This window comes from Microbispora sitophila (genome assembly GCF_014892245.1).
GTDB classification, from domain to species: Bacteria; Actinomycetota; Actinomycetes; order Streptosporangiales; family Streptosporangiaceae; genus Microbispora; species Microbispora siamensis.
This window is the reverse complement of the sequence record NZ_JADBGC010000049.1, coordinates 1-12,746: the sequence shown is the minus strand read 5'-3', so window position 1 is coordinate 12,746 and position 12,746 is coordinate 1. Positions and strand designations below refer to the sequence as shown.

Annotated in this window: 10 protein-coding genes; 6 read left to right on the top strand and 4 right to left on the bottom strand. The window is 73.5% G+C overall.

What is annotated here, in order from left to right:
* The first annotated feature begins 45 nt into the window (after window positions 1-45).
* The gene (locus tag IL992_RS44420) at window positions 46-1,818 is read left to right on the top strand and encodes a DEAD/DEAH box helicase (protein ID WP_404804825.1); all 1,773 of its coding nucleotides are present in this window, start codon (window positions 46-48) and stop codon (window positions 1,816-1,818) included.
* A gap of 46 nt (window positions 1,819-1,864) precedes the next feature.
* Here IL992_RS44420 and IL992_RS44415 read toward each other — a convergent pair whose 3' ends face one another.
* Window positions 1,865-3,745 (bottom strand): cytochrome c oxidase assembly protein, encoded by a 1,881-nt coding sequence (locus tag IL992_RS44415; protein WP_193209299.1) that lies wholly within the window; start codon window positions 3,743-3,745, stop codon window positions 1,865-1,867.
* A gap of 1,012 nt (window positions 3,746-4,757) precedes the next feature.
* Here IL992_RS44415 and IL992_RS44410 point away from each other — a divergent pair.
* The 3 genes from IL992_RS44410 (at window position 4,758) to IL992_RS44400 (ending at window position 8,009) form a co-directional block, all read left to right on the top strand.
* Entirely contained in the window at window positions 4,758-6,401 is a 1,644-nt protein-coding gene (locus tag IL992_RS44410; protein ID WP_193209298.1) for a glycoside hydrolase family 27 protein, read from the top strand.
* A gap of 182 nt (window positions 6,402-6,583) precedes the next feature.
* Entirely contained in the window at window positions 6,584-7,174 is a 591-nt protein-coding gene (locus IL992_RS44405; RefSeq protein WP_193209297.1) for an MFS transporter, read from the top strand.
* A gap of 100 nt (window positions 7,175-7,274) precedes the next feature.
* The gene (locus tag IL992_RS44400) at window positions 7,275-8,009 is read left to right on the top strand and encodes a YcnI family copper-binding membrane protein (RefSeq protein WP_193209296.1); all 735 of its coding nucleotides are present in this window, start codon (window positions 7,275-7,277) and stop codon (window positions 8,007-8,009) included.
* 89 nt (window positions 8,010-8,098) lie between these two features.
* On the opposite strand, the gene IL992_RS44395 is transcribed toward IL992_RS44400, so the two are convergent.
* From IL992_RS44395 to IL992_RS44385, 3 genes are all read right to left on the bottom strand, one after another.
* On the bottom strand, window positions 8,099-9,313 hold the full coding sequence (locus IL992_RS44395; RefSeq protein WP_193209295.1) for a Dyp-type peroxidase: 1,215 nt from the start codon (window positions 9,311-9,313) through the stop codon (window positions 8,099-8,101).
* Complete coding sequence (locus tag IL992_RS44390) at window positions 9,306-9,884, bottom strand: copper chaperone PCu(A)C (RefSeq protein WP_193209294.1); 579 nt, start codon at window positions 9,882-9,884, stop codon at window positions 9,306-9,308. The genes IL992_RS44395 and IL992_RS44390 overlap by 8 nt, the downstream gene beginning before the upstream one ends.
* Window positions 9,885-10,102: 218 nt before the next feature.
* Window positions 10,103-10,693: an MFS transporter gene (locus IL992_RS44385; RefSeq protein ID WP_193209293.1), complete on the bottom strand. Its 591-nt coding sequence runs from the start codon at window positions 10,691-10,693 to the stop codon at window positions 10,103-10,105.
* A 365-nt stretch (window positions 10,694-11,058) separates the two neighbouring features.
* Between IL992_RS44385 and IL992_RS44380 the strand changes: the two genes are divergently transcribed.
* Window positions 11,059-11,910: a fumarylacetoacetate hydrolase family protein gene (locus IL992_RS44380; protein ID WP_319019232.1), complete on the top strand. Its 852-nt coding sequence runs from the start codon at window positions 11,059-11,061 to the stop codon at window positions 11,908-11,910.
* 114 nt (window positions 11,911-12,024) lie between these two features.
* Window positions 12,025-12,746: FAD-binding oxidoreductase (locus IL992_RS44375; RefSeq protein WP_193209291.1), on the top strand; the 722-nt coding region annotated here is incomplete at its 3' end.

The window sequence follows — 12,746 nt, the reverse complement described above, 5'->3', positions numbered from 1 at the left end:
GGGGCGGCGTTCGGGGTAAGGGCGGAAAGACCATAGGGTCGTCCCGTGCACATTCGCCCCGCCATAGGCCGGGACCAGGAGCAGGACCAGGAGCAGGACATGGTCGTGAACGAGATTGACGAAGGACCCGGATTCGCCGATCTGGCGCTGGGCCCCGAGCTCCTCAAGGCCCTGTCCGGTCTTGGCTACGAGGAGCCCACACCGATCCAACGGGAGGCCATCCCGCCGTTGCTGGAGGGCCGCGACCTCCTCGGGCAGGCCGCGACCGGCACGGGCAAGACGGCCGCGTTCGCCCTGCCCATGCTCCAGCGGCTGCACGGCGGCCTCCACCCGGCGGCCATGGAGGCCGGCGGCGGCGAGCCCGCGGGGCTGGTGCTCGTGCCCACCCGCGAGCTGGCCGTGCAGGTGTCGGAGGCCATGCACCGCTACGGCCGCGACCTCGGCACGCGGGTGCTGCCCATCTACGGCGGCCAGCCGATCGGGCGGCAGCTGCGGGCGCTGGAGCGCGGCGTGGACGTCGTCGTCGCCACCCCGGGCCGTGCCCTCGACCACATCGGCAGGGGCACCCTGCCGCTCAAGGGCCTGCGCATGGTCGTCCTCGACGAGGCCGACGAGATGCTCGACATGGGCTTCGCCGACGACATCGAGGCGATCCTCCAGGACACCCCGGAGGACCGGCAGACCGTGCTGTTCTCCGCGACCATGCCGCCGCGCATCGACGGGATCGCCCGCCGCCACCTGCGCGAGCCGGTGCGGATCAGGATCGAGCGGGAGGCGCCCGCCGCCGGCGAGGCCCCGCTCATCCGGCAGAGCGCCTACATCGTGTCGCGGGCGTACAAGCCGGCCGCGCTGGGCCGGGTGCTCGACGTGGAGGCCCCCACCGCGGCGATCGTCTTCTGCCGCACCCGTGAGGAGGTCGACAGCCTCACCGAGACCATGAACGGCCGTGGCTACCGCGCCGAGGCCCTGCACGGAGGCATGGGCCAGGAGCAGCGCGACCGGGTCATGGGCCGGCTGCGCAGCGGGACCGCCGACCTGCTCGTCGCGACCGACGTGGCCGCCCGCGGCCTCGACATCGAGCAGCTCACCCACGTCATCAACTACGACGTGCCGTCCGCGCCCGAGTCGTACGTGCACCGCATCGGCCGGGTGGGCCGGGCCGGGCGCGAGGGCGTCGCGATCACGCTCGCCGAGCCGCGCGAGCACCGCATGCTCAAGACCATCGAGCGCGTCACCCGCAGCAGGATCGCGGTCGAGAAGGTGCCGACGGTCGCGGACCTGCGCGCCCGGCGGCTGGAGCTGACCAGGGCCGCCCTGCAGGAGAGCCTGATGGAGGACGGCGACCTCGACCGCTTCCGGGTGGTGGTCGAGACGCTCGCCGACGAGTTCGACCTGGTCGACATCGCGCTCGCGGCGGTCAAGCTCGCCCACGAGTCCACCGGCGCCGCCGCCGACGAGGAGGAGATCCCCGAGGTCACGCCGCGCCCGCAGCGGCCCGAGCGCGGGCCGCGCGACGACAGGTTCGGCCGCGACGACCGGCGCGGGCGGCGCGGAGGCGGCGCGATGAGCCGCGTCTTCGTCGGCGCGGGCCGCAGCGCGGGCGTGCGTCCCCAGGACATCGTCGGCGCGATCACCGGGGAGACCCGGGTCAGCGGGCGCGAGATCGGGGCGATCGAGATCGCCGACCGGTTCACCCTGGTCGAGATCCCGGACGGCGCCGTGGACGAGGTGGTCGCGGCGCTGCGCCGCACCACGATCAAGGGTAAGAAGCCGATCGTGCGCAGGGACCGTGACGGCGCCCCCCGCGGCCGCCGCTGATCCCTGCCGCTGAGCCCCCTGCCGTGCCGGGCGCCCGTCGATTCTTCTATCGGGCGCCCACGGATCTCCCGGGGCGGGCGGCCGCGGCGGTCCTGCGCCGCGCCGCGCGCCAGCGGGCGAGCAGCAGCGCGAGCAGGCCCGCGAGGACGCCGACGGTCACGCCGGTGCCGAGCAGCGTCCCCAGCCGCTGGTCGGCCGCCCGGTCCGGCGCCCACGGCAGCCCGAGCGCCGCGTACCACTCCGGCGCCTGCGGCGGCCCCGCCAGCACCACCAGGCCCGTCCACGCGCGTACGGCGATCGCCCCGGCGAGCATCCAGGCGCGGACCTGCGGCCGGATCGCGCGCGGGAGCGGGTCCACGCCGGCGGCCACCGCGAGGAACAGCACCGCGGTGACCGTCACCACCGCCTGCGCGGCCAGCCGCAGGGCGAGGCTCGGCTGGGCGTATCCGAACAGACCGGTCAGGTACAGCACCGGATACGGCAGCGCGTACAGGGCCAGCGCGGTCACCGGATGGGACAGCGCCCGGCCGGCCGGACCGCCGCCGGGATCCGCATCCGGACGGGCCCGCCGCCACAGCGTCAGCGGCGCGCCGTAGACGAGCAGGACGGGGCCCACGGCGCCGAGCAGCGCGTATTGCACCGCGTGCGCCGAGAACAGTGCGGGCGCGTACGCCGCCACGCCTCCCGAGGTGGCGTAGGCGAGCACGGCCAGACCGGCCAGCCAGGAGGCGGTCCGCCCGGCCGGCCACCCCTCGCCGTCCCCCGGAGCGCGCGACAACCGCCGCACGCCGGACAGGTACGCGGCCGCGGCGGCGGCCAGCAGGAGCAGCGCGATCGGATCGGGCCGCACCTCGGTGACGAGCGCGCCCGGGGTGAGGGGAGGCAGGGCGTATCCCAGCGCGTCGTGCTGGTGCACGGCCGTCTCCGTGGGCGGCGGGGGCGTGCGTCCCAGCGCCACGGCCAGGCCCAGCGTGCCGGCCATCACCGCGATCTCGCCGCAGGCGAGGCGGAGGAACGGCGTGCGGGCCCCGCCGGACTCCATCGCCCCGATGGTCCTGCGCCGGTGCCGCCACCCGAACCAGCCGAGCACGGCCAGTGCGGCGATCTTGGCCAGCACGAGCTGGCCGTACCTCGACTGCCAGAGCAGAGGCACCGAGCCGAGCCTCACCCAGGCGTTGAGGGCGCCGGACGCCCCGACCGCGGCGAAGCAGCCCAGCGCGAGCGTGCTGAAGCGGCGCACGGCGACGGTGAGCCCGGGGGCGCCGCGCAGGTGCGCCACGAGGGCGTAAAGGCCGCCGGTCCACAGCGCGACGGCCGCGACGTGCGCCATCAGGCTGAGGACGGCGAGGTTGTGGTCGGCGGCCGAGGCCGAATGGCCCACGTACGCCGGGGGCAGCACCGCGAGGAGCGCCACCGCGAGCAGCACGGGCCGCAGGAGCGGCCCGTGCTGCTCCTGCGGCCCGTGCGGCAGGAGCGATCCGGCGGCGATCGCCAGGGCCGCCAGCGTCACCGTCAGGAACGCCTGCCCCTGCGGGATGTGGAAGAGAAAAGCGGGCAGCGCGCCGGAGCGCAGCGCGTCTCCCGGGGGCAGCCCGAGGAAGTCCGACAGCGTCAGGACCTCGGTGACCGCCGCGCTCGCCGCCCAGCCGAGCGCCCAGGCCCCGGCCGCCCGTACGACGACCCGGCCGCTCGGGGGGGCCAGCACGACGGCCGCCAGCAGGACTCCGACCGTGGCGGCGGCGCAGACGTCGTGGACGAGGCGCACGACCGGCAGGCCCCAGGTGGTCAGGGCGCCGGGGGAGGGCAGTCCCTGGATCGCCGGTTGCGGTCTGCCGCCGCCGAACCACAGGGCGAGCGCCAGTACGGCGAACGCCGTCGCGGCGACGGCGGGGACGACCACGCCGCGGTGGCGCTGGGGAGGTGTCATCGTCGGCGTCCTCGGCTCGGCACCGTTGATCGATAGCGAGTATGACCGAAGGGTCGTCCTCGGGGGAGCCCCCGCGGGAGGATCGGCCGCCACCTCGGCGTCCGGCTGAAAGGTTCAACGGCCCCCTACCGGGGCCGACGCCGGCACGGTGTGGCTTCTCGCATCGGCCGGAAGATCGATGCGAAAACCAGCGGAGCGTGTCAGCGTGGACGTGCCGACATGTTCTCTTTCCTTCCGTGGGGTGTGAGCCGCGTGGGGGAGATGCCGCTGCGACCGCGCTGTCTCGCGGGGGTCGGACGCGAGACGGCGCGGTCGCGGAACGTTCAGGTCTTCCTTCAGATGGTTCTACACGGTGTTGTCAGCGGGGGTTGTTAACGCTAACAATCGAACGGCGGAGATGTTCTCCTTCCGGGAGTCATCCGAGGGCGGTGGTGGGCGGAGCAAATACGACGCCGCGAGCACTGTCAAGAACCCGGGTCGGGGCTCCACCCGGATTCCGTCCATCGGGACGCTCGCGCTCCTCCTCGGCGGCGGACCGCGCTGAAAGTTTCACCGGCCGAGCGGACGCGGTGAGGCCGCGGTTCGCGGGACACCTGGGGCCGCGTGATGGGGAAAGCCTGCTCGAACCGATTCGCCCAACGGCCTTGACACATCTCACGGCCGTTTCGACACTGAGTTTCGCGTTCGGCTTCTTCCTGCCGGGGTCGGTGGTGAACGGCAGGGGCTCGCGGTGACGTCGGTCGCGTCACGTCCGGCGGTTCGCCACGCGGTGGATCTCGCGGATATCTCCGGCTCCCTCCTTGCCGTCTCGGCATGTCGGCTGGGACCTGGACGCGGGATCCGACGGCTTCCTTCTCCGGAGATCCGCCGTGCCCGCACCTATCGAGGGCTCTACCAGAAGGAGAAACGAATGCGACTATGCAGGCCTGCCCGGCGACGGTCCCCCGGGCACACCGTGGGTGGCCGTTCTTCCCGCGTTCGGCGGCTGGTCGCCGCCGTACACCTCGCGATCATGACGATGGTGCCGGCGGGGTGGGCGGTCGCGGACGGCGCCGCGGCCGCCACGACGAGAACGGCCGCCGCCGCGGCCGTGGCGGCGGTGACGACTCCGCCGATGGGCTGGGCGTCGTGGAACACCTTCGCGGCCCAGATCAACTACAACGTGATCAAAGCCCAGGCGGACGCGATGGTGTCCTCGGGAATGAAGGACGCCGGCTACGAGTACGTCAACATCGACGAGGGCTGGTGGCAGGGAACGCGTGACGCGTCCGGCAACATCACGGTCGACACGGCGGAGTGGCCGGGCGGGATGAAGGCGATCGCGGACTATATCCACAGCAAGGGTCTGAAGGCGGGCATCTACACAGACGCCGGTCGGAACGGATGCGGCTACTACTACCCGACCGGCCGTCCGGCCGCGCCGAACACCGGCAGCGAGGGCCACTACGACCAGGACTTCCTGCAGTTCTCCCGATGGGGCTTCGACTTCGTGAAGGTCGACTGGTGCGGAGGGAGTGCCGAGGGTCTCAATCCCCGCACCGCCTACCAGGCGATCAGCGACGCGATAGGCCGGGCCACGGCACAGACCGGGCGGCCGATGGTGCTGTCGGTGTGCAACTGGGGCGTCCAGAGCCCCTGGGACTGGGCGCCGAGCATGTCCACCATGTGGCGGACCAGCGGCGACATCATCTACTGGGGACAGGCCGCGTCGATGGACCGGGTGCTGGCCAACTTCGACTCCGCCCAGCATCCCGCCGCCCAGAGCCCGGGGCACTACAACGACCCTGACATGCTCGTCGTCGGGATGAACGGTTTCTCGGCCGCGCAGAACCGTACGCACATGGGCCTGTGGGCGATCTCGGGGGCGCCGCTGCTGGCCGGCAACAACCTCGCCACGATGAGCGCAGAGACCAGGGCGATCCTGACCAATCGGGAGGTGCTGGCGGTCGACCAGGACCCCCTCGGGCGGCAGGGGGTGAAGGTGGCCGAGGACGTGAGCGGCCGCCAGGTGTACGCCAAGGTGTTGTCGGGGACCGGCCGGCGCGCGGTGCTCCTGCTCAACCGGACCACCTCGCCCGCCGCCATCACCGCTCGCTGGTCCGACCTCGGCCTCACCGGGCCGGCAGCCGTACGGAACCTGTGGACGGGGACCGACGCCGGGACGTTCGACGGTAGCTACACCATGACCGTGCCCGCGCGCGAAGCGGTCCTTCTCACCGTCACAGGGAGCGGCACCACTCCGTCCGCCAGTCCATCGCCTACTCCCGGCACCACGAGTGCGATCAAGGGCGTGGGGTCGGGCCGGTGCCTGGATGTCAACGGCGTCTCGCAGGCCAACGGCGCGCAGGTGCAGATCTGGGACTGCAACGGTCAGGTGAACCAGCGATGGACGCCGACCGCCTCGGGTGAGCTGCGGGTCTACGGCAACAAGTGCCTGGACGTGTACAACCGGGGCACCGCGGACGGCACCAACGTGGTCATCTGGGACTGCAACGGGCAGAGCAACCAGCAGTGGCGGCTCAACTCCGACGGCACCATCACCTCCGTCGGCGCGAACAAATGCCTGGACGCCTCCAACGCGGGCACCGCCAACGGCACCAAGGTCGTCATCTGGACCTGCAACGGCCAGGCCAACCAGCGCTGGACCCGCGTCTGACCTGTCGGCGCATGCCCTTCGCCGGGACGGCACGATCCCGTCCCGGCGAAGGCCGTGCGCGGCAGCGGCAGGCCCGCGGCGCAGAGCGGTCCTTCCGCGGCCGATGCCGACGCGGCGCGCCGCCATGGTGGGCGAAGGACGGATCAGCCGAGATCGCCGGGGTGTGAGACAATCCCGGCGTCATGCGCGCCACGCTCTCCTTCAGGCTCGCGCGGTCGGCCGCCTTCTCGGCCGTCTGCGTGCTCCTCGCCGTCGGCGCGCACCGCTTCGCCGGCGGAGGCGGGCCGACGCCCGCCGCGCTCCTCACGGGGGTGCTCACGGTGACGGCCGGCGCGGCCGTCGCGGCGGGCCGGGAACGGTCGCCGCAGGCGATCGTCGCCCTGCTGGTCGGCGCCCAGGCGTTCCTGCACTGTCTCCTCGACGTCACGGGGTCCGCCGCGGCGTCGCACCCCACCTGGCACGGCGGCCTGAGCGCGCAGACCGGCATGCTCACCGCCCACCTCACCGCGGCGCTGCTCACCGGGTGGTGGCTGTCGCGCGGCGAGGAGGCCCTGTGGTCCGTGCTGCGCGCGATCGGCACCGGGGTGGTCCGCTGCCTGCGGGCGGTGGCCGCGCTGGTGCGTGCGCTGCTTGCGCTGCGGGCAGCGGACCTCGCGGGCGCCGGACGCCCTCGCCGGCGCGCGGTGCCACGCTCCGAGCGCGCCCCGCGCACCGCGGGCGTGCTGCGGCACGCGGTCGTCCGCCGCGGGCCACCGGTTCTTCCCGTCCTCTGAGCTTCACGCGCGAGCGGCGCGTATCCCCATGGGACCTGCTTGTGCCCATAGGGCCACGCTCGCGCGCCTCCGTAATCTCGCAGACGACTGGAGAACCCCCATGACCTCGTACGTCCGTCGTGCGGCCACCGTCACCGCCGGTGCCCTCGCGCTCACCATCGGTCTCGCCGTGCCCGCCCTCGCCCACGTCACCGTCAACCCCGGCACCGCCGTGCAGGGCTCCTGGACGAAGATCGCCTTCCGGGTCCCCAACGAGCGCGACAACGCCTCGACCACCAAGGTGGAGGTCGAGTTCCCCACCGATCACCCGCTGCCGTTCGTCTCGGTCCGCCCGGTTCCCGGCTGGGACGTCAAGCTCACCCGGGGCAAGCTGCCCAAGCCCGTCGTGTCGGACGACGGCGACAAGATCACCGAGTCGGTGCTGAAGATCACCTGGTCCGGCGGGAAGATCGAGTCCGGCCAGTTCCAGGAGTTCGAGGCGTCGGTCGGCCCGCTGCCGAAGAACGTGGACGCGCTCGAGTTCCCCACGGCGCAGACCTACTCCAACGGTGAGGTGGTCAAGTGGGCGGACGCGCCGAAGGCCGACGGGTCCGAGGCCGAACACCCCGCGCCGACGCTCAAGCTCGTCGCCGCGGAGGAGGGGGAGGACGACCAGCACGGCGCCGCCCCCGCCTCGCCTGCCGCCGCCCCCACGGTGGCGGCCGCGGCGACCGAGGACGACGATCACGAGGGCGGGAACACCACCCCGGCCCTGGTGCTCGGCGGCCTCGGCCTCGTCGCCGGCCTGGTCGGGGCCGGGGCGGGCATCACCGCCCTGCGTCGTTCGCGCGGCTGAGCCGCCCCGCACCATCGGGAGCCCCTTCCGGATCACGCGGCCCGGACCCCTCACGGGATCCGGGCCGCGCCCGCCGGGAGGTACGGCCGTCAGGACAGGAGGGTCTCCCCGATCCAGCCGTCCGGGGAACACCCGGGCGGTACGGCGAAGACGGCCGACCCGATGGGGGTGATCCACTGGTTCAGCAGGTCCGCCTCCGCGAGCCGCTGCTGGATGGGGACGAACTGCCGTGCCACGTCGGCCTGGTAGGACGCGAACAGCAGGCCGGCGTCCGGCCGTCCCTCCGGGCTCAGGCCGTCCTCGTAGTTGTAGGCCCGGCGCAGGATGCGCATGCCGGGGTCGGCCACCCGGGCCCGGCGGATGTGCGCGTACTCGGAGACCACCGGCAGGCCCGACGGGCCGAGCGCGGCGAAGTCGGGCTCGTCGGTCTCGGCCCGGCCGGTCAGCGGCGCACCGGTGTCCAGCCGCCGCCCGACGCTGAACTCCTTGGCCGCCCGGTCCGCGGCGTCCCACTTCTCCAGGTCCATCCGGATACGGCGGAGCACCAGCGTGGTGCCGCCGCGCAGCCACCCGTCGCGCACCCACACGGCCCGCTCGAAGTCCGCCGACCCCGGGCGGGGGTTGACGGTGCCGTCGAGCTGGCCCATCAGGTTGCGCTGGGTCGTCCCCGGCGCGCGCACCTGCGGGCTCTGCCGGAACCCGTGCTGGGTCCAGCGCACGGTCGCGAAGGACCGGGCGTCCCTGACGAGCACGCGCAGCGCGTGCGCCAGCGTGACGCGGTCGTCCGCGCACACCTGGACCAGCAGGTCGCCGCCGCTCCAGCGGGGCTGGAGGGCGTCGACCTTGAACGCCGGCAGCGGCCGTGGCGCCAGACGCCCGGCCCCCGCCGCCTCGAACAGCCCGGCGCCGAACCCGAAGGTGACGGTGAGCCGCGCGGGCAGCAGCGCCAGTTCGGCGTCGGTGTCGGCGAGGGCGGGCTCGCCCTGGGTCAGCCGCCGCGCGTCGTCGGTGAGCAGCCGCATCAGGCGCGCGAGCGCCGCGCGCCCGGTCCCCGGCCGCAGGTCGAACCCGGCGAACACCGCGAAGGTCTGCGGAGACGTCGCGACGCCCGCCTGATGGACGCCGTGAAAGGGTTCGACGGCGTCACCGCCGGTGAGGGGCGCGGGCCCGGCCGACGCGCGCCCTGCCGCATCAGGTACGGCGGAGGCCGGGGCGCAGGCCGCCGCCGCGGCGGCGACGGCCCCTCCCGCGAGCAGGCCGCGCCGGGTCAGCCGCCGTCCCGCCGGGTATCCGCGCTCACTCATGAGGGGCGTAGGACTCGTTGGCGCCGGCGAAGTCCTTGGCCACCGCGGTGAAGGACACCGTCCTGCCGTCCTTCAGGGTGAGCGTGAAGGGCACCTCGGCACCGGGCTCGACGGCCGTGCGCACGTCCATGAGCATGATGTGGTCGCCGCCGGGCTGGAGCACGTGCCTGCCGCCGGCGGGGATCACGAACCCGCCCTGCTTGCGGCGCATGGTCGTGGTGCCGCCGTCTCCGACGACCTCGTGCAGCTCCACCGACGGAGAGACGGGAGTGCTCGCCGCGACGACGGTCACCGCCTCGCCGGTTGTGTTGACGAGCGTGGCGAAGGCGGCGCTCATGCCGGAGCGGGCCGTCTTCACCCACGGGTCGCTGATCGACAGCGGGGCGGCGGCCGTGGCGGCGGCCTGCGCCGCGGCCGGCGAGGCGGCGGTGGCGGTGCCGGCCACGGTGCCGGCCACGGTGCCGGCTGCGGTGCCGGCCGCCGTGTTGCCGGACGGCGCCGCACAGGCCGCGGCGGCCAGGAGGGCGGCCAGCGCCGCCGGGAGCATGCGGTTAACGGTCGTGATGGTCATGCGGAAGCCTTCTCTCGGTCGTCCGGCGGGCATGCGGGCGGCGTTCCCGGGCATGCGAGGCAGCCCCGCGGGCCGTCCCCGGCGATGCGGGACAGCGCGGCGTGACCGGTCGCCCGGCTGAAGATCGGGGCGTGCGCGGGGGCATGCTCGGCCGGAAAAGATCATTGACAACGCGCCCGGGGCCGTACGCGGCCGGGAGCGAGGTGAGGAGCGCCGTCTCAGGCGGACGGCTGGAGAAGAAGGCGGGGCGGCGGGCCGCGCCGGGTGACGCAGTGACGCGGCGCGACGGAGCGCGGCAGGCGCGGCTCGTCCGGATGCGGAGACGCCGGCGGAGTGAACACCGGCGGCGCCGGATCGGCCGTGATCCGCGTGAGCCGTACGGCGAGCCGCCGCAGCAGCGCCCACAGGGCGGCCTCGCCCCTGGCGAGCCACAGCGCCGTCAGCACCACCGCCCAGCCGTGGCCGAGCAGCATTCCGAAGCCCGGCCCGGCATGCGCGTGCCCGGCCGTGACATGCCCGGCCGTGACATGCCCGGCCATGACGTGCCAGGCGGACGACGACGGGGACGACAGGGCGAACAGCGCGTGCAGCGCGACCTGCAGGGCCGCGAGCAGGGGCAGGATCGCGCGCAGCGTCCGTTCCCGGCCGGACAGGGGCAGCGCGGCGGCGAACACCGCCGGCAGGCCAAGCGCCAGCGCGCCGGGGGCTACCACGCCGCCGCTGAACAGGTGCGCCACCACGCCCAAGCCGAGGCACACCGCGGTGAAGGCGGCGGCTCTGGCGAGGCGAAGGGGCGATGTCACCGGCATGGCACAGCCAATATCGCATGCGGGGTGCCCGGTCCCCGTTCCGGGACGCCGTGTCGCGGAGCCCCGGCGTTCCGTCCGGTGAGGTCCGGCATGTGCCTGCGAAGAGGTCGCCGGCGTCGTCCGTCGCGCCGCCGTGGTCGGTTCCGCCCAGACGAACCATGCGGGCGCGTGGGGCTGAAGTACGGGCCGCTCGGTGATCCGCTGTGGAAGCCGGGCCGGTCAGCATTGTATTTCGTCTGTCGGAATAATGGTCTAATATCCGGAATGATCGGCATCGAGGGACGCGCGTTCCGCGCCGGTGTCCCCGTGCCTCGCAGGGTGCCCTCCGCCCCGTCCCGACCCCGAAAGAAGAAGCGTTGTACCTCATGCGCATCGGCGCCCCCGGCGCCGAGAAGCCGGTCGTCCGCGTCGACAACACCCGATACGTCGACGTCTCCGACCTGACCGCCGACTTCGACGAGAAGTTCTTCGCCGCCGGCGGCACCGCCCTGCTCGCCGGGCCGGTCGCCGAACGGATCGCCGCCGGGCAGACCGGCGAGTTCGCCGGTGAGCGGATCGGCGCGCCGATCGCCCGGCCGCACCAGATCCTGTGCATCGGCCTGAACTACAGCGACCATGCCGCCGAGACCGGCCAGGCCGTGCCCGACGAGCCGATCCTGTTCACCAAGTCGCCCAACACCCTCATCGGTCCGGACGACGACGTGCGCATCCCGCGCGGGTCCACCAAGCCCGACTGGGAGGTCGAACTGGGCATCGTCATCGGCAAGCGCACGTCCTACCTGGACGCGGTGGAGGACGCCGCCGATGTGATCGCCGGCTACTGCGTGGTCAACGACGTCAGCGAGCGCGCCTTCCAGATGGAGCGCGGCGGCCAGTGGGTCAAGGGCAAGTCCGCCGAGACCTTCAACCCGGCCGGGCCGTGGCTGGTCACCCCCGACGAGATCGCCGACGTCAACGACCTGGACATGTGGCTGGACCTCAACGGCGTGCGACGGCAGACCGGCAACACCAAGACGATGATCTTCGACCCGTACTTCATCATCCACCACCTGAGCCAGTTCATGGTGCTGGAGCCGGGTGACCTGATCAACACCGGCACCCCGCCCGGCGTCGGCATGGGCCACGACCCGCAGATCTGGCTGCGGCCGGGTGACGTGATGGAACTCGGCATCGCCGGCCTCGGCACCCAGCGGCAGCACGTCGTGGGCCCGCGCTGAGAGGCGCGTCCCCACGGGCCCCGGCCGGTACGGCCCGGGCCCCGAAGCCGCGCGACGCCCCCGCCGAGCACCGGCCCCTGCCGGCGGACGCCCCCGGGAGAACGGTGAACAATCATGAGCCTTATCCACGTGGATCCCCCGCGACGGCCGGCGCCGTCGGATCCCGCCGTGCTCGCGGCGGTGGAGGCCGCCGTGCCGGGGATCAGCCGGGCGCGGGTGAGTGACCGGCTGGGTAGGGCGCACGACGCCTCGCATTATCTGCTGACTCCGCAGGCGGTGCTGGTGCCGGAGAGCGCCGGGCAGGTGGCGGCGCTGATGCGGGCGGGGTTGCCGTTGACCTTCCGGTCCGGCGGCACGAGCCTGTCGGGGCAGGGGGTGAGTGAGCATCTGCTGGTCGACACCCGCCGTCACTTCCGCTCGGTGGAGGTGCTTGACGGTGGGGAGCGGGTGCGGGTGCAGCCGGGGGCGGTGCTGCGGCAGGTCAACGCCCGCCTCGCGGCGTACGGCCGCAGGCTGGGCCCCGACCCTGCCAGTGAGTCGGCGTGCACGATCGGCGGGGTGGTGGCCGACAACTCCAGCGGCATGACCTGCGGCACCCACGCCAACACCTACCGGACGCTGGAGTCGATGGTCGTGGTGCTGCCCAGCGGGACCGTGATCGACACCGGCGCGCCCGACGCCGACGCGCGGCTGCGCGCCCTGGAACCCGCCCTGGCCCAGGGCCTGGAGCGGCTGCGCGACCGGATCCGCGGCAATCCCGAGTCGGTGCGCCGGATCGAGGCGCAGTTCGCCATCAAGAACACCATGGGCTACGGCCTCAACAGCTTCCTCGACCA

Coding starts and splice junctions, on each gene's coding strand:
- IL992_RS44380 (WP_319019232.1), top strand. CDS start 11,059: ATGCGCATCGGCGCCCCCGGCGCCGAGAAGCCGGTCGTCCGCGTCGAC.
- IL992_RS44415 (WP_193209299.1), bottom strand. CDS start 3,745: ATGACACCTCCCCAGCGCCACCGCGGCGTGGTCGTCCCCGCCGTCGCC.
- IL992_RS44390 (WP_193209294.1), bottom strand. CDS start 9,884: ATGACCATCACGACCGTTAACCGCATGCTCCCGGCGGCGCTGGCCGCC.
- IL992_RS44385 (WP_193209293.1), bottom strand. CDS start 10,693: ATGCCGGTGACATCGCCCCTTCGCCTCGCCAGAGCCGCCGCCTTCACC.
- IL992_RS44410 (WP_193209298.1), top strand. CDS start 4,758: ATGACGATGGTGCCGGCGGGGTGGGCGGTCGCGGACGGCGCCGCGGCC.
- IL992_RS44395 (WP_193209295.1), bottom strand. CDS start 9,313: ATGAGTGAGCGCGGATACCCGGCGGGACGGCGGCTGACCCGGCGCGGC.
- IL992_RS44405 (WP_193209297.1), top strand. CDS start 6,584: ATGCGCGCCACGCTCTCCTTCAGGCTCGCGCGGTCGGCCGCCTTCTCG.
- IL992_RS44400 (WP_193209296.1), top strand. CDS start 7,275: ATGACCTCGTACGTCCGTCGTGCGGCCACCGTCACCGCCGGTGCCCTC.